The organism is Actinomadura rifamycini DSM 43936 (genome assembly GCF_000425065.1).
GTDB lineage: Bacteria > Actinomycetota > Actinomycetes > Streptosporangiales > Streptosporangiaceae > Spirillospora > Spirillospora rifamycini.
The window spans coordinates 18,787-34,475 of the sequence record NZ_AULB01000008.1; the positions used below are offsets into that span (position 1 = coordinate 18,787).

General features: G+C 73.7%; 13 protein-coding genes. 10 read left to right on the forward strand and 3 right to left on the reverse strand.

Annotation, left to right across the window (positions count from 1 at the left end; all coding sequences use genetic code 11):
- Positions 1-53 precede the first annotated feature (53 nt).
- From H505_RS0104995 to H505_RS39905, 6 genes are all read left to right on the forward strand, one after another.
- On the forward strand, positions 54-821 hold the full coding sequence (locus tag H505_RS0104995; protein WP_026401091.1) for an IclR family transcriptional regulator: 768 nt from the start codon (positions 54-56) through the stop codon (positions 819-821).
- Between the two features lie 267 nt (positions 822-1,088).
- Complete coding sequence (locus H505_RS39895; protein ID WP_084549884.1) at positions 1,089-4,832, forward strand: RHS repeat-associated core domain-containing protein; 3,744 nt, start codon at positions 1,089-1,091, stop codon at positions 4,830-4,832.
- 22 nt (positions 4,833-4,854) lie between these two features.
- A complete protein-coding gene (locus tag H505_RS0105005) occupies positions 4,855-5,388 on the forward strand; it encodes a hypothetical protein (protein WP_026401092.1) in 534 nt (177 codons plus the stop codon).
- A 226-nt stretch (positions 5,389-5,614) separates the two neighbouring features.
- Positions 5,615-6,049: an Hsp20/alpha crystallin family protein gene (locus tag H505_RS0105015; protein ID WP_026401093.1), complete on the forward strand. Its 435-nt coding sequence runs from the start codon at positions 5,615-5,617 to the stop codon at positions 6,047-6,049.
- Positions 6,050-6,128: 79 nt separating this feature from the next.
- Positions 6,129-6,482: a helix-turn-helix domain-containing protein gene (locus tag H505_RS39900; RefSeq protein ID WP_051300272.1), complete on the forward strand. Its 354-nt coding sequence runs from the start codon at positions 6,129-6,131 to the stop codon at positions 6,480-6,482.
- Positions 6,479-6,895: an STAS domain-containing protein gene (locus H505_RS39905; protein ID WP_051300274.1), complete on the forward strand. Its 417-nt coding sequence runs from the start codon at positions 6,479-6,481 to the stop codon at positions 6,893-6,895. Before H505_RS39900 ends, H505_RS39905 begins: the two co-directional genes overlap by 4 nt.
- Positions 6,896-6,902: 7 nt before the next feature.
- Here the strand turns inward: H505_RS39905 and H505_RS0105030 are convergent, their stop codons facing one another.
- Positions 6,903-7,241 carry a hypothetical protein gene (locus tag H505_RS0105030; RefSeq protein ID WP_026401094.1) on the reverse strand — a complete coding sequence of 113 codons (339 nt, stop codon included), beginning with the start codon at positions 7,239-7,241 and terminating at the stop codon, positions 6,903-6,905.
- Positions 7,242-7,315: 74 nt separating this feature from the next.
- On the opposite strand from H505_RS0105030, the gene H505_RS0105035 reads away from it, so the two are divergent.
- Positions 7,316-8,194 (forward strand): hypothetical protein, encoded by an 879-nt coding sequence (locus tag H505_RS0105035; protein ID WP_157432909.1) that lies wholly within the window; start codon positions 7,316-7,318, stop codon positions 8,192-8,194.
- Positions 8,195-8,445: 251 nt separating this feature from the next.
- Here the strand turns inward: H505_RS0105035 and H505_RS39910 are convergent, their stop codons facing one another.
- Positions 8,446-9,360, reverse strand: a complete 915-nt coding sequence (locus H505_RS39910; protein ID WP_245592442.1) for an alpha/beta hydrolase fold domain-containing protein — start codon at positions 9,358-9,360, stop codon at positions 8,446-8,448.
- A gap of 567 nt (positions 9,361-9,927) precedes the next feature.
- On the opposite strand from H505_RS39910, the gene H505_RS39915 reads away from it, so the two are divergent.
- The 3 genes from H505_RS39915 to H505_RS0105055 are packed head-to-tail and all read left to right on the forward strand — an operon-like array spanning position 9,928 to position 14,712.
- Positions 9,928-13,746, forward strand: coding sequence for an RHS repeat-associated core domain-containing protein (locus H505_RS39915; protein ID WP_051300276.1), 3,819 nt, complete (start codon positions 9,928-9,930; stop codon positions 13,744-13,746).
- Entirely contained in the window at positions 13,743-14,240 is a 498-nt protein-coding gene (locus H505_RS0105050) for a hypothetical protein (protein WP_026401096.1), read from the forward strand. Before H505_RS39915 ends, H505_RS0105050 begins: the two co-directional genes overlap by 4 nt.
- A gap of 7 nt (positions 14,241-14,247) precedes the next feature.
- Complete coding sequence (locus tag H505_RS0105055; protein ID WP_026401097.1) at positions 14,248-14,712, forward strand: hypothetical protein; 465 nt, start codon at positions 14,248-14,250, stop codon at positions 14,710-14,712.
- Between the two features lie 50 nt (positions 14,713-14,762).
- Here the strand turns inward: H505_RS0105055 and H505_RS0105060 are convergent, their stop codons facing one another.
- Positions 14,763-15,686, reverse strand: a complete 924-nt coding sequence (locus H505_RS0105060) for an ABC transporter substrate-binding protein (protein ID WP_026401098.1) — start codon at positions 15,684-15,686, stop codon at positions 14,763-14,765.
- Positions 15,687-15,689: the final 3 nt, after the last annotated feature.

Below are 15,689 nucleotides of genomic sequence, written 5' to 3' on the forward strand. Positions count from 1 at the left end.
CGGAGACGACCCCGCCGGCCCGCAATCCGTCTCGGATACGAGACAATCGGGCCATGAGCCAGGTCCCCGCCGCGCGCCGCGCCCTGGCGGTCCTGCGCCACCTGGCCGCCGCGCCCGGCCCGCTCCCCGCGTCGGCCATCGCCCGCGCGCTCGGCCTGCCCCGCTCGTCCGCCTACCACCTGCTCGCCGCGATGGCCGAGGACGGCTTCGTCGCCTACGTCCCCGAGGAGCGCCGCTGGGGGCTCGGCGTCGCCGCGTTCGAGATCGGCTCCGCCTACCTGCGCCACGAACCCCTCGAACGCCTCGCCCGCCCCCTGCTGCGCCGCCTCGTCGACCGGACCGGGGAGATCGCGCAGCTCGGCGTCCTGCACGGCACCGAGACCCTGTACCTGCTCAAGGAGCAGCCGCCGCACCACGCGACGCTCGTCACGGACGTCGGCGTCCGCTTGCCCGCCCACCTCACGGCGAGCGGCCGCTCCCTCCTCGCGCACCTGCCCCCGGCGCAGCTCCGCGCCCTCTTCCCCGGCGGCCCGCTCGTCGACCGCACCGGCCGCGGCCCCACGACCCTGCGCGCGCTCCGCCGCGTCCTCGCCGAGGACGCCCGCCGCGGCTGGGCGTCCGAGGACGGCCACGTCACCGAGGGGTTCGCCAGCATCGCGGCCTGCGCGTTCGACCACACCGCCCACCCGACCGCCGCCGTCGCCGTCACCTTCCGCCGCGACGCCCGCCCGCCGGAGACCTGGCCCGCCCTCGCCGCCGGCATCCGCGCGACCGCCGCCGCCCTCACCACCCGCCTGGCCGGCCGCCCGCCCACCCCCTGACCCGCCCCGCCTGGTCCCGCAATGCGTTCGACCAGGAGCGAAAACGACACGCTTGCTACCGACCATTCTCTATTGGGACAAAAGTGCCAATTAGGTCGATGATCCGACAATGGGTAGATTGCCACTGTTGCTGTTGATCACCATTCCGTAAGCTCGGTGGTCGACCGGAAGCGCCGGTGCGCGAACCCCTCTCGAAGGAGCCCCACGATGGGCAGGCGTGGACGTCGCGGTGGCCGGGGAGGCGCCGCGGGCGGAGTCTTCGGCAAGATGAGCGGCAGCCTGTTCCGGTCGCCCCCCGGCCGCCGATCCTCCACCGGCACGCCCTCCGCCCCGGCCCCGACACGCACACCGGCCGGCGGTCGTCCCGGCCCTCGCGGCGGGCCCAGGCGCGACACGTCCCCCCAGTCCCAGAGCCGCCCCACCGACCGGACGTGCAAAGGCGGCGACCCCGTCGGGATCGTGACCGGCGAGGTCATTCTCACCGAGACCGACCTCGCGCTGCCGGGCGTACTCGCCCTGGTCCTCAGCCGCACGCACATCTCCGCCTACAGGAGCGGCCGGCTCTTCGGCCCCTCTTGGGCCTCGACGCTCGACACCGCCCTGGAGCTCGACGGCCAAGGGGTTCACTTCCTGGCTCCGGACGCCAGTGTCCGCACCTACCCCCAAACCCTGATCCCCAACGTGGAGTTCATGCCGGCCGCCGGGCCGCGGCATCCGCTGATGCTCACGTCCGAGGGCGGTTACCGGCTGGCCGATCCGCATACCGGGATCACGTGGCACTTCCCCGCACCGGGCCCCGAGACCGGCTGGTCGCGGCTACCGCTGGTGGCGATCACCGACCGGTACGGCAACCGCGTCGAGTTCCTGTACGAGGACCAGGCCATCACCGAGGTCCGCCACTCGGGCGGTTACCGGGTGATCGTCGATACCGTAGCGGTCGAGGAGGGCGACCGCCGCGTCACCGCGCTGCGCACTCCCGGCGGAACCGTGCTCAGGCGCTTCGCGCACGATCCGGTGACCGGCGATCTGACCGAGGCGTACGACTCCGCCGGCGTCCCGGTCCGCTACACCTACGACGACCACCGGCTCACCGGCTGGACCGACCGCAACGGCCACCGGTACCGCTACGTCTACGACGAGAACGGCCGCGCCGTACGCGGAGAGGGCTCCGAGGGCCGGCTGAACTCCGCATTCCACTACGACCCCGATAACCGCGTCACCCGCCTGACCGACTCGCTCGGCAACACCACCGTCTACCGGTACAACGAATACGACCAGGTCGTCGAGGAGACCGACCCCCTCGGCGGCGTCGTCCGGTCGGAGTGGGACCAGTTCGACCGTCTCCTCTCCCAGACCGATCCCCTCGGGCACACCACCCGGTTCTCCTACGACGACCGGGGCAATATCGTCCAGATCCGGTACCCCGACGGGCTGACGGCTTCCGCCGAGTACAACGAACTCGATCTACCCGTCCGCATCGTGCAGCCGGACGGCTCCGTCTGGGTCCAGGAGTACGACGAGCGCGGGGCCCTCGTCCGCCGCACCGATCCGGCCGGACGGACCACCGTGATCGCTTACGGCCCCAACGGCGCGCCCACCGCGGTGACCGACCCGCTCGGCCACACCACCCGCATCGAGTCCGACCCGGCCGGGCTCGCCGTCCGCGTGACCGACGCGCGGGGACGCGTGGTGCGAACCGAGTTCGACGAACTCGGCCGCCCCGTCGCATCCACCGATCCGGTCGGTGGCGTGACCCGGCTGACGTGGGACGCGGAGAGCCGCCTCACCTCCCGCACCCTTCCGGACGGGACGACGGACCGGTGGCGGCACGACGCCGAGGGCAACGAGATCGAGCGCATCGATCCGCTCGGCCGGACGACGCGCACGGCGTACGGCCCCTTCAACCTGCCGTCCCTGCTCACCCGTCCGGACGGCTCCACGCTCGCGTTCGCCTACGACACCGAGCTGCGCCTGACGTCGGTCACCACCGGTGATTCGCGGAGCTGGACGTACACCTACGACGGCGCGGGGAACCTTACCGGGGAGTCGGACTTCAACGGACGGACGCTCCGCTACGGCCACGACGCGGCGGGGCGCCTCATCTCCCGGTCCAACGGCGCGGGCGAAACGGTGACGTTCGCCCGCGACGGCCTCGGCCGGCTGATCCGCCGCGACGCGGCCGGCCGGGTCGCCACGTTCGCGTACGACCCCCTCGGCCGGCTGACCGAGGCGGCGAACCCGGACGCGACGGTCAAGCGCGCGTACGACATCGCAGGGAACCTGCTCAGCGAAACCGTCAACGGCGCCGCCGTCCTCTACACCTATGACCCGCTCGGCCGGGTCCTGTCCCGCACCACCCCGAACGGGGTGGTGTCCCAATGGACCTACGATCCGGTCGGCCTTCCCACCGCCTTGTCCACCGGCGGGCGGACCATCGCCTTCGACCACGATGAGGCGGGCCGGGAAGTGGCGCGGCGCGTCGGCCCGAACGTGGCGCTGGCCCAGCGCTGGGACACGCTCCACCGGCTGACGTCCCAGACGCTGTGGGGCGCGCCGGATTCACCGGGCGGCCAGGCTCGGCTCTTGCAGCACCGCTCGTACGCCTACCGCGCGGACGGCGACCTCGCGGGCATCACCGACCGCCTGGCCGGGGACCGCCGGTACGACCTGGACGCCCGCGGCCGCATCATCGCCGTCCGGGCACGGGGCTGGGAGGAACGCTACGCTTACGACGAGGCGGGCAACCTCGTGCAGGCCGACCACCCCTCTCCCGCCGCCGAGACGGGAACGCGCGAGATCGCCGGCACGCTCGTCCGGCGGGCGGGCCGGACCCGTTACGAGCACGACGCCCAGGGAAGGGTGATCCTCCGGGAACGGGTCACGCTCTCCGGGCGCCGCGACCGCTGGCGATTCCACTGGGACGCCGAGGACCGCCTCATCGGCACCGAGACGCCGGACGGTGCCCGCTGGCGCTACCACTACGACGCTCTCGGCCGCCGCACGGCGAAGCAGCGTCTCGGCGCGGACGGCGGCCCGCCCGCCGAGGTGTACCTGTTCACCTGGGACGATGTCCGTCTCGTCGAACAGACCCGCACCGCGAACGGGACGTCCTCGGTCACGAGCTGGGAGTACCTGCCCAGGTCGCACGCCCCGCTGGCCCAGTCCCGGGTCGCGCGCACGGTCGACAGACCCCAGGAGTGGTTCGACCACCGCTTCGAAATGATCGTCACCGACCTCGCCGGCGCGCCCGCCGAGCTCGTCGCCGCGGACGGGACGACCACCGCCATGCCGCCCACGACCGCGTGGGGCGCCCCGCTCGCCGGGACGGCGGACGCCCCCTGCCCGCTGAGACTGGCCGGGCAGTACCACGACGCCGAGACCGGCCTCAGTTACAACTTCCAGCGCTACTACAACCCGGAAACGGGCGCCTACTGCTCCCCCGACCCCCTCGGGCTCGCTCCCCAGCCCAACCCGCACACCTACGTGCGCAACCCGACCACCTGGACCGACCCGCTCGGGCTCAGCCCCGCGCAGGGGTGCGGCACCGGCGGCAACCAGAACCAGCCCTACATTCCCAGTCCGGCGACCCGCCGCGGCGCCCCCGGCGGGCGGGCACCGGTCTACCAGGACGTCCCGGTCGCCGGAAACTGGACGCCGCAGGGGCAGGCGAACGCGGCCACGGGGGCGCTCCCCGAGTTCGCGACGTCCAGCAGGACGGCGCGCACCGCGTCGCGAACCTACGTCGGTGCCGTGGACACCCAGACCGGACGGACGGTCCTCGCCTCCTCCGGGAACGGTTACTGCGCCGAGGGCAACGCCATCAACCGGTTGGGCATCCCAGCGGAACGGGTGCTGTTCACCCAGGCCGTGACGGTCGTGAAGAACGACAACGGCGACCTCACCACGGTGACGAAGCCGGTGTGCCAGGGGTGCCAGATCGACTTCCCCGATCGCGGTAACTTCGTACCCGGGACCCGGGGAGCCCCCGGAGGATGGTGGGGGGACACATGAACACCGCGAGCGGAGCCGAGCGATGACGAACGAAGCCGGACACGACCTCCTGGACGCCGTCGTCGCGGCCACCGACTGGTCGGGGTACCGGTGCGGCTGCGGACGCGACGCCTCGCACCTGCCCGAACTGCTGACCCGGCTGCTCGCTCCCCGCGGAGAATCGGACACCGACGTCCATCACGAGATCACCTCGCACGTCGTGACGTCCGAGTACCTGAACGAGTCGGCGCTTCCCGCCACCCGAGCCCTCCTGGCGGGACTCGCCGACGGAGTCGGGTGGGACGTCTACGCGAAGGTCACCCAGGTCCTCCTCTACATCCTCTCCTGCGAGACCGTCGCCAACGCCTTCCCCCCGGTCGACCCCGGATACGTGGACCTGTGCCACGCCGAGGCCCGGAAGGCCGAATGGCTCCTCCTGCGGGACTTCCGTTCCGGCCCCCCGGTCGTCGTCGACGACATCATCGAGATCTTCGAGCTCCTCGACGAAGAGGAGTGGCGGGAACGGCTGGTGGCGCTCCGCGACCGTCGCGATGACGCGGTGCGCCGCCCGTCCTGAGGCCGCGCCCCACCGTCACGTGGCGAGGCCGTCGTCCCGCGAGCGGTCCCGAGTCGTACGTCCGGGGGCACGGCCTCGACGAGAGGAACGCACCGTTTACACCTCCAGACGTTTGACGACCCCGCAAGCAAGGTACCTATAATCGTAGTTGCAGGTTTCCTCTTCCAGGAAGGACAGGAACCCCGGGCAACGGGCCCGGGAGAGATCTTCGGAGGTGAGGCGCACCATGCTGCTGACGTCGATCGACCCGTTCGTGCAGGAATTCGAGCGCCAGTTCGACCGGGCCGTCCGCCAGGTCGCCGGCCAGACCGGCGGCGCCGCCGTGCCGATGGACGGCATCCGCCGCGCCGACGACGTCGTCCTGCGGTTCGATCTGCCCGGCATCGACCCCGGCTCCATCGAGGTGACCGTCGACCGCGGCGTCCTGACCGTGTCGGCGCGCCGCGAGGAGGAGATCGCCGAGGACGAGCGCGCGTTCGTCCGCGAACGTCCGATGGGCTCCTTCACCCGGCGGGTCTACCTGTCGGAGCACCTGGACGCCGACGCCGTCGAGGCCGCGTACGACAACGGCGTCCTGGCCGTCCGCATCCCGGTCCTGGAGCGGGCCAAGCCCCGCAAGGTCGCCGTCCGGCAGAGCGGCGCGAAGGCCATCCAGAACTGACCCGCACCGGGAGCCCCCGCGCGGGCGGGCGGCCTCCGCCGCCCGCCCGCGGCGCCCCCCGACCAGCAGAGAGGATCGCATGCCGGTGCCCCTTCCGATGGACGACGAGCACGCGGCCCTGTTCACCGTGGGACAGGTCGCCGACATGCTCCACGTGCAGCAGGCGTTCCTGCGGCGCATCGACGACCACCGGGTCGTCTCCCCCCGCCGCTCCGCCGGCGGCCAGCGCCGCTACAGCCGCAACGAGATCGGGCGCATCCAGCAGGTCGTCACCATGATGGGCGAGGGCATGACGCTGCCCGCCATCCGCCGCATCATCGAGCTGCAGCACGAACTCGCCGAGGTCACCCGCGAGCGCGACGAGCTCGCGGCCCGGCTGGCCGCCCTCGCCGGGGCGCCGCGCGGGCCCCGGAGCACCGGAGGCGGGCGATGACGCCCGCGGCCGACGAGGCGGTGACCGCGATGCCGCCGGACATCCTGACCGTCGAGGAGTACCGGCGCGGCCGGAGCCGCGTCGTGCGCCTGATCGGCGAACTCGACCTGGCCGGGGAACGGCGCGTGCGCGCCGCCGTCGGCCGCGCGCTGGACGCCCGCCCCCGAACGCTGACGCTCGACCTGGCCGGCCTCCGTTTCATGGACTGCACCGGCCTGTCCGTCATGGTCTGGGCCCGCAACCGGCTCGCCGAGCACGGCGGCGTGCTGCGCGTCCGCGACCCGCGCCCGAACGTGCGCCGCCTGCTGACCTTCGCGGGCCTCGACCCCCACGTCACCGACGGCCCCGCCGCCCGCACCGGCCCCGTCCGCCCGGCGCACAGGGAGGCGTGCACGCGCGATTCGGCGCGGTAACGGGCGCTCAGGCGATGAGGCCCTCGGACTCCGCGTGCTCCAGTGCCTGCCACGCCTCGCGGGTGTCGAGCATCTCCAGCCCGCGGACGGCCCAGAACCGGACCGCCTCGTCCATGCTCTCCAGTTCGCCGCGGAACAGCTCCAGCGCCTGGACGGCCCGCGCCTCGGCGACGAGCTCCAGCAGCAGGCAGCGGAGCGCGTCGTCGCCCTCCGCGCGGTACTCGGCGATCAGCTCGCCGACGTACGCGTCGGCGTGCTCGCGCAGGAAGTCGAACGCGTCCGCCCGGACCTGGGCGTCGCCCGTCCGCATGCGTTGGATGGCCTGATCGAAACGCCGCAGCGACATACGCGGACCATACCGCCGTACACCGACAAAACCCGTCGCCCCCGGCTCCACCGGACGCGCGTACTCTTCGGGACGTGACAAAGCGGACAGGTCGCGTCGTCGGCGCGCCGCTCGACCGGCTGACGCAGCAGTGGGTGCGGGTGACGGGCCGCCCGGTCGGCCCGCGGGACGAGCCGTGGCTCGCGGGACCGCGCGGTGACCGGTACCGGGTCGGCGACTCCTGGCTGCCGCGGGAGGCGGCCCGCCTCGGCGCCCGCGTGGCGGCCGACGCGGCCGACGCCGGGCTGCTCCCGTCGATGGCCGTCCTGAGCGGCCCGGCCTTCGACCCGGACGCGCTGCACCCCCGGGTGCGGGACTTCTACGAGCACACCACCCGCTGGCGGATCGACCTGTGGTCGCAGTGGTCGCCGTGGGCGTGGCCGTTCGGCTGGCTGGTGTCGGCGCTCTTCGCCCGCCGCCTCCGGCAGCTCGCCCTGCCGCTGCGCCCGCTGGACGTCGCGCACGGCATGACCAGCGAGATCACGCCGGTGGTCGGGGCGGACGGCGGCACGCTCGGCGCGTCCTGGCGGCGGCGCCTGCGCGCGACCGGCGCCACCGTGTTCAGCGGCTGGTACCAGGCGATCGTCCTGCCCGGCGTCCCGCAGCCCCGGGTCCGGGTCGTGTTCCCGCTGCCGAACGGGCGGCTCGTCGTCCTGCTGCGCCCGCACGTCACGGCCGGCGGCGGCCTCCTGCTCGCCTCGCCCGGCGGCGGCTGGGGCGAGGACGGCGCCTACCTCGTCGTCGAGCGCGGCCCGCGCGCGTGGGCGCGCCGCATCCCCGTCCACGAACGCTTCCACGTCCACGTGGACGGCGAAGGCGTCCTGCGCACCGACCACGCGCTGAACCTCTGGACGATCCCCGTGCTCAGGCTGCACTACCGCCTCGACCGCGGCGCCACCCCGCCAACGCGGTGACCGGCTCGTCGAGCACGCCGAAACGCAGGACGAAAAAGTCGGATCCCGCCGGCGGATCACCGACCGGACGCCGCACGTACGCCGTCCGCATGCCGCTCGCCCGGGCCCGCGCACCTGGGTGCTCGCCGACCACACGGTGCCGGACAGCGGCCTGGTCGTCCTCACCTACGACGGCGGACGCGTAGGCGCCCGCCCGAAACGCGGGAGAGCCCGCCGCCCGGGGCGGGCGGCGGGCTCTTCGGGTTCGCGGGTCAGGCGGGGGTGTTCTGGTCGGACCGGTCCAGCCAGGACGACAGGCGCTCCAGGAACGCGGCGCCCACCGGGGGCCGCGGTTCCAGGAGTGCCGCCAGGTGGAACGCGTGCGGCATGCCGTCGTAGACGTCCAGCGCGACCTCGACTCCCGCTCCGGCCGCGGCCTCGGCGAAGCGCCGCGCGTCGTCCAGCAGGACCTCGTTGCCGCCGGCGACGAGGAGCAGGCGCGGCAGGCCCGCCGGGTCGCCGTGGAGGGGCGACTGCGGCGCTCGGTCGTTCGGCCGCCCGCCCAGGTAGCGGCCGACGATGTGCTCCAGGACGTCGCGGCCGATCATGTCCGGGCCCGCGGGGGCGTCGATCGACGGGCTCGCCAGCGTCAGGTCCGCGATCGGCGAGACGGGCACCGCCGCGCCCGGGAGCGGCACGCCCGCGGCGCGCACGGCGAGCAGCGCCCCCAGGACGAGCGTCGCACCGGCCGACTCGCCGAACAGCACGGTGCGTCCGGGCGGGACGCCCTCGGCCAGCAGCGCGCGGTAGACGGCGACCACCTCGTCGTGCGCGGCCGGGAAGGGATGCTCCGGGGCCAGCGAGTAGTCGATGGCGAACGCCGGACGGCCCGCCGCCTTCGACAGCCGGTACGCCATCGGGTGCTCGAACTCGGGGTTGCTCTGCTCGAAGCCGCCGCCGTGCACGTACAGGACCACGCCCGCCTCCCGGGGCGTGCGTCCGGACGCGTTCGCCCACCGGCCCGGCACGGGCAGCGCGAACGGCTCGGACGTGTCGGCGTCCGGGGGCATCGGCGGCGGGCCGGCGGTCAGGGCGCCCATGGCGGCGACGACGGTGTCGAACGTGTCGGGCCCGGTGACGCGGGTCGTCGTCGGGCCGGTGGCGGAATCGTCGGTCGGTTCGGTCAATGCGTGCCTTCGTTTGGTTTTTCCGCATGCCGGAACGCAATGCGGAGTGAATCCGGGAAATGGACGGACCCGTTCAATGGGCGGCCGAAAGGCGCCTGGGAGGGACGGGTGCGGCGGAACGACGCGTCAGGGCGCGGCAGACGGCGCCCAGGCTCACATGGGCGCAGGTCGGAACGGCGCGATGCGGCTAGGCGCGGTCCGTGCGAGAGGCGGCCACCTGCATCATTCCCTTCGGGCTTCCGGTGCTCGCCCGGTCGTTACGCGGCCTGGCCCCTGTCCTCGTCGGGCACTCTTGCGCACGCCACGCGGCACCGCCGTCCATTCAACGCAAAAGTCGCACCGATCGTCAAACCAAAAGCGCCTTTGTCGCCGCCGGGCGGTCCGGGCCGCGACCGGCCCGGCCGGACCACGCGGACGGTGGGTGGCCGGACGGTCGCCGACCCGGCAAAGTCGGTCGAGTCGGGACGTTTTGCGCATGTCTCGCCGCCGCGGCTATTCTCCGAAAAGCCGACTTGATCTTGAACGACCACGGAGCCTCCCGCTCCTCGCACGTGATGGGGGTCGTGCATGGGCGGCCGCAGGGGCAACAACGGCGGCGGCAACGGGGGCCGCAGGGGCAACGCGGCCTCGGGGGCCGGCGGCGTCTTCGGCAGGGCGACGTTCCCCGCGCCGCGCCGCACGGGGTCCGGGGACCGGCCCGCGCTCCCGCCCGGACCGAGCCGGCCCGCGCGCCCGTCCGGCCGGAACGGGAACCCGCGCAACGGCGGCAACCCGCAGTCGCAGGGGCGGCCGACCGGCAACACCCCGGCGGCCAGCGACCCGGTCGGCATCGTCGCGGGCGAGGTGCTGCTCTCCCAGACGGACGTGACGCTCCCGGGCGTCCTGCCGCTGACGCTCCAGCGCACCCATATCTCGACGTACCGGGCGGGCGCCCTGTTCGGGCCCTCGTGGGCGTCGACGCTGGACATCGCCCTGGAACTGGACGGCACGGGCGTGCGGTTCCTCCAGGAGGACGGGTCCGTCCGGACGTATCCGCAGCAGCTGGTGCCGAACGTCGAGTTCCTCCCGGAGGCGGGCCCGCGGGAGCCGCTCGTCCTCACTGGCGACGGCGGGTACCGGCTGACGAACCCGCGGACCGGCGTCAGCCTGCACTTCCCGGCGCCCGGCGCCGACACCGGCTGGTCGCGGCTGCCCCTCACCGCCGTCACCGACCGCAACGGCAACCGCATCGAGTTCGTGTACGAGGACCGGGTCCTCGCGGAGGTGCGGCACTCGGGCGGGTACCGGGTCGTCGTCGACACCGTGCCGTTCGGCGAGGAGCGCCGCGTCGGCGCGCTGCGGACCCCGGACGGAACGGTCCTGCGCCGGTTCGGCTACGACCCGCGGACCGCGGACCTCACCGAGGTGTTCGACTCCTCGGGCCTCCCCCAGCGGTTCCGGTACGACGACGAGCACCGCCTCACCGGGTGGACCGACCGCAACGGCCACTGGTTCCGCTACGCGTACGACGGCGAGGGGCGCGCCGTCCGCACCGAGTCGTCCGACGGGGTGCTGAGCGCGACGCTGGCGTTCGACCCGGACAACGCCCTGACCCGGGTCACCGACGCGCGCGGCCACACGACCGTCTACCGGTACAACGAGCGCCACCAGGTCGTGGAGGTGGTCGACCCGCTCGGCAACGCCACCCGGTCCGCGTGGGACGAGTTCGACCGCCTCCTGTCGACGACGGACCCGCTCGGCGCGACCACCACCTACTCCTACGACGAGCGGGGCAACCTCGTCCGGGTCGGCTACCCGGACGGGACGAGCGCGTCCGCCGAGTACAACGAGCTGAACCTCCCCGTCCGGTTCGTCGCGGCCGACGGGGCGGTGTGGACGCAGGAGTACGACGAGCGGGGCAACGCGGTCCGCGTCACCGACCCCGCCGGGAACACCACGACGACCGAGTACACCGCGAACGGCGCCGTCGCGGCGGTCACCGACGCGCTCGGGCACACCACCCGCGCGGAGACCGACGCGGCCGGACGGACGGTCGCGATCACCGATCCGACGGGGGCCGTCACCCGCACCGAGCTCGACGCGCTCGGCCGTCCGGTCTCGCTGACCGACCCGGTCGGCGGGGTGACGCGGCTGGAGTGGACGGTCGAGGGGCGGCTCCTGTCGCGCACCCACCCGGACGGGGCCGCCGACCGCTGGCGCTACGACGGCGAGGGCAACCAGGTCGAGCACGTGGACCCGCTCGGGCAGACGACCCGCGCCGAGTTCGGCCCGCTGGACCTGCCGGTCCGGGTGACCCGCCCGGACGGCTCCACGCTCGCGTTCGCGCACGACGCCGAGATGCACCTGACCTCCGTCACCACCGGCGGCGGGATGTCGTGGACGTACGAGTACGACCCGAACGGCAACCTGCTGGCCGAGACCGACTTCAACGGGCGCACCGTCCGCTACGGCTACGACGCGGCGGGGCGGCTCGTCACGCGCACCAACGGCGCGGGCGAGACGACGGCGTTCACGCGGGACGTGCTCGGCAACACCGTCCGGACGGACGCGGCGGGCAAGGTGACCACGTTCGCGCACGACGCCATGGGGCGCGTGACGGAGGCGCGGAACCGCGACGCGACGGTCGTCCGCACCTACGACCCGCTCGGCGACCTGCTCACCGAGACGGTGAACGGCGCGACCGTCGCCTACGAGCGGGACCCGCTGGGCCGCGTCCTGGCCCGCACCACGCCGTCCGGCGTCCGGTCCACCTGGACGCACGACCCCACGGGCCTGCCCACGAGCCTGTCGACCGGCGGCCACGCGCTCGCGTTCGGGTACGACGCGGCGGGCCGCGAGACCGAGCGCCGCATCGGGGCGGCCGCCGCGCTCGTCCAGCGCTGGGACGCGGCGCACCGCGTCACCGGCCAGACCGTGTGGGGCGCGCCCGCCGCGCCGGGCGAAGGGGCCCGGCTGCTGCAGCACCGCACGTACGCGTACCGGCCGGACGGCGGGCTCACCGGCGTCACCGACCGGCTCGCCGGCGACCGCGGCTACACCCTGGACGGGCGCGGCCGCATCACCGCCGTCCAGGCGCGGGGGTGGAGCGAGCGGTACGCCTACGACGACGCGGGCAACCTCGCCCGCGCCGAGCACCCGGCGGCCGATCCGGACACCGCCGGGGGCGGCGCCCTCGCCCACGCCGGGACGCTCGTGCGGAGCGCGGGCCGGACCCGCTACGAGCACGACGCGCAGGGCCGGCTGGTGCTGCGGGAGCGGGTCACGCTGTCCGGCAAGCGGCTGCGGTGGCGGTTCCACTGGGACGCCGAGGACCGCCTCGTCGGCACCGAGACCCCGGACGGGACCCGCTGGAGCTACCACTACGACCCGTTCGGCCGCCGCACCGCCAAGCAGCGCCTCGCGCCCGGCGGCGGCCCCTCCCCCGAGGTGTACCTGTTCGCCTGGGACGGGACGCGGCTCGCCGAGCAGGTGCACACCGGCGGCGGCGCCTCCCGCGTCACCACCTGGGACTACACCCCGGGGACCCACACGCCGGTGGCGCAGACGAGCGCCGCGCGGGCGGCGTCCGCGCCGCAGCAGCGGATCGACCGGGAGTTCCGGGCGATCGTCACGAACCTCACCGGCGCGCCCACCGAACTCGTCTCCCCGGACGGCACCGCCGCGCCCGTCCCGCCCGCCACGCCGTGGGACGTCCCGACGACGGCCCGGCCCAGCCCGTGCCCGCTGCGCCATCCCGGTCAGTACCACGACCCGGAGACGGGGCTGAACTACAACCTCAACCGGTACTACGACCCGGAGAGCGGCGGGTACGCGTCCCCGGACCCGCTCGGGCTGGCGCCGCAGCCGAACGCGCACGCGTACGTCCCGAATCCCACGACGTGGATCGACCCGCTGGGCCTCTCGCCCCGGTTCAGCGCGGGGCCGAACGGTACGATCACCGACAACCGACCGGAGCGGGGCACGCGGGGCCGGGTGTCGGCCCGGGACAACTACGAGCCGCCCCTGGTCCGCAACGCGCCGAAGGGGCCGTGGAACCTGGAGGACCGGATGGCCGCCGCGCGGAACATGCTCACGAACGAGGCGTTCGGTTCCGAAGGCAAGGCGCGCGGGAAGACCTGGGTGGGCGCCGTCAACACGCGGACGGGCGAAGTCGCGGTCACGACCTCGGGGCGCGGGAACTGCGCCGAGCCGAACATCCTGGTGGGAACGGGGTGGAACATGAACGACGTCCAGTTCACGCGGGCGCTCATGCTCGACAAGATGGACAACTTCCCGGGCGGGAAGGCATGGCAGGAGCGCGCCGTCTGCACGACGTGCCAGAGCATCTTCCCCCGTGACCGGTTCGCGCCGGGCACCTCGGCCGACCCGGGAGGTGCCTGGGCATGACGAACCGGCCCGCCATCTCGGACGCGCAGGCCCGCCACGCGTTCGCGCTGCTCGAACGTGAGCTCGACGCCGTCCCGTGGAACCGCGTCCGGTGCGAGTGCGGGCAGACGGGCGAGCATCTGGCGTCCGCGATACGGGACGCCGCCGACCCCGACTCGCCCGCCCGCGAGCTCGGCTTCGACCTCGAAGGGCACATCCAGTACGACACGTACGTGTACGCGGCCGCGGTGCCCATGATCGGCGTGCTCCTCCAGGCGCTGCTGTGCGACGTCGCGCCGGGGCTGCGGCGCGACATCCTGCAGAACCTCTGGCGCATCGCCGGCGGCGAGGGGCCCTACGCCGACGAGTGCTTCCCGCGGCTGGTGCGGGGCACGTCCGTCCTGTACCGGGAGCTGGAGCACGGGGAGACCGCGTTCGCGCGGGACGTCCTGGAGGCGCTGGACGAGGACGACGACCGCCGGGCGTACTACGCGCGCATGTACGGGGAGGGCTGAGCGGCCGATGTCGGAGAAGTCCCGCCTGCTGAAGGCCAACGCGGACCTGTACGCCTACCCCCTCGCCGTGCTGGAGCTCGAACGCCGCGACTGGACGTCCCTGCGCTGCGGGTGCGGGCGCGACGCGGCCCACGTCCGGGACGCCGTCGCGTCCCTGCTGGCCGGGGGCGGGGACGGGTCGGGGCTCGTCGACCATCTGGGCGGCGGCGACGCGGGGCTCGCGCCGCCCGCCGCGCCGGTCGCCGCGGTCCTCGTCAACGCCCTGTCCGACGGTGCCGAGGGCGGCGTCCTCGACGACATCGCGTTCGTCCTGCTGTACCTCGCGGACGCGGTCCGCGGCGCGGGGGCGGTGTCGCCGGAGGGCGCGGCGTTCCTGCGGGTCCTGAACGAGGGGTACTACACCGTCCGCGCCATGGGCGCGGGCGCGTACGCCGAGGAGGCGGAGACGATCCTCGGGCTCCTTCCCGGATAGCGGGAACCCCGGGCCGCGCGGGCGGCCCGGGGTCCACGGCGTCCGGATCGTCAGGCGAGGGCGTTCTGCTTGAGCCACTCCTCGGCGACCTTCTCCTGGTCGTCCTTGTCGACGACGATGCGCTTCATCATGTCGAGGAGGTGCTGCGTCGTGAGCTTGGCGGACACGGCGTCGAGGGCCGTGCGGGCCTGCTCGTCGACGCCCTTCTCGTAGACGAGCGGGGTGACGTTCTGGGCGCTGAACACGTGCTTCGGGTCCTCCAGGACGACGAGGCCGTGCTCGGCGATCATGGGGTCGGTGGTGAACAGGTCGGCGGCCTGGATCTCGTCGTCGACGAGCAGCTCGACGAGGGTCGCCTGGGCGCCGGCGTCCAGCGGCTGGAACTTCTCGAACTTCAGCCCGTACTGGCTCTCGAGGCCGACGAGGCCCTGCTGGCGGGTCTTGAACTCGGACGGCCCGCCGATCGTCATCCGCCCCGCGACGGACGCCAGGTCCTCGATCGTCTTCAGGTCGTGCTTCTGCGCGGTCTCCTTGGTGACGGTGACCGAGTCCTTGTCCTCGGCCGCCGCGGAGGCGAGGATCGCGACGCCGTCCGGCAGCTTCGCGGTGAGCTCCTTGTTGATCTCCTCGGTGGTGGCGGCGGTGCTCTTCGGGTCGACCGAGGTGGTCAGCAGGGCGCCGTTGTACTCGGGCATGACGTCGATGCCGCCCTTGACGACCTGGTCGTAGTAGACCTCGCGGGCGCCGATGTTGAACTTGCGCTCGACCTTGACGCCCTTGCCTTCGAGGGCCTGCGCGTAGATCTCGCCGAGGAGCGCGCTCTCGGGGAAGTTGGCGCTGCCGACGGTGACGGCGGACGCGTCGCCGCCCCCGCCGGCCAGGGGGTTGTCGCCCGAGTCGTCCCCGCCGCCGCAGGCGGTCAGGGCGAGTGCGGCCGCGAGGCCCACGACCGCGCCGCGGATCATCTTCTTCATGGG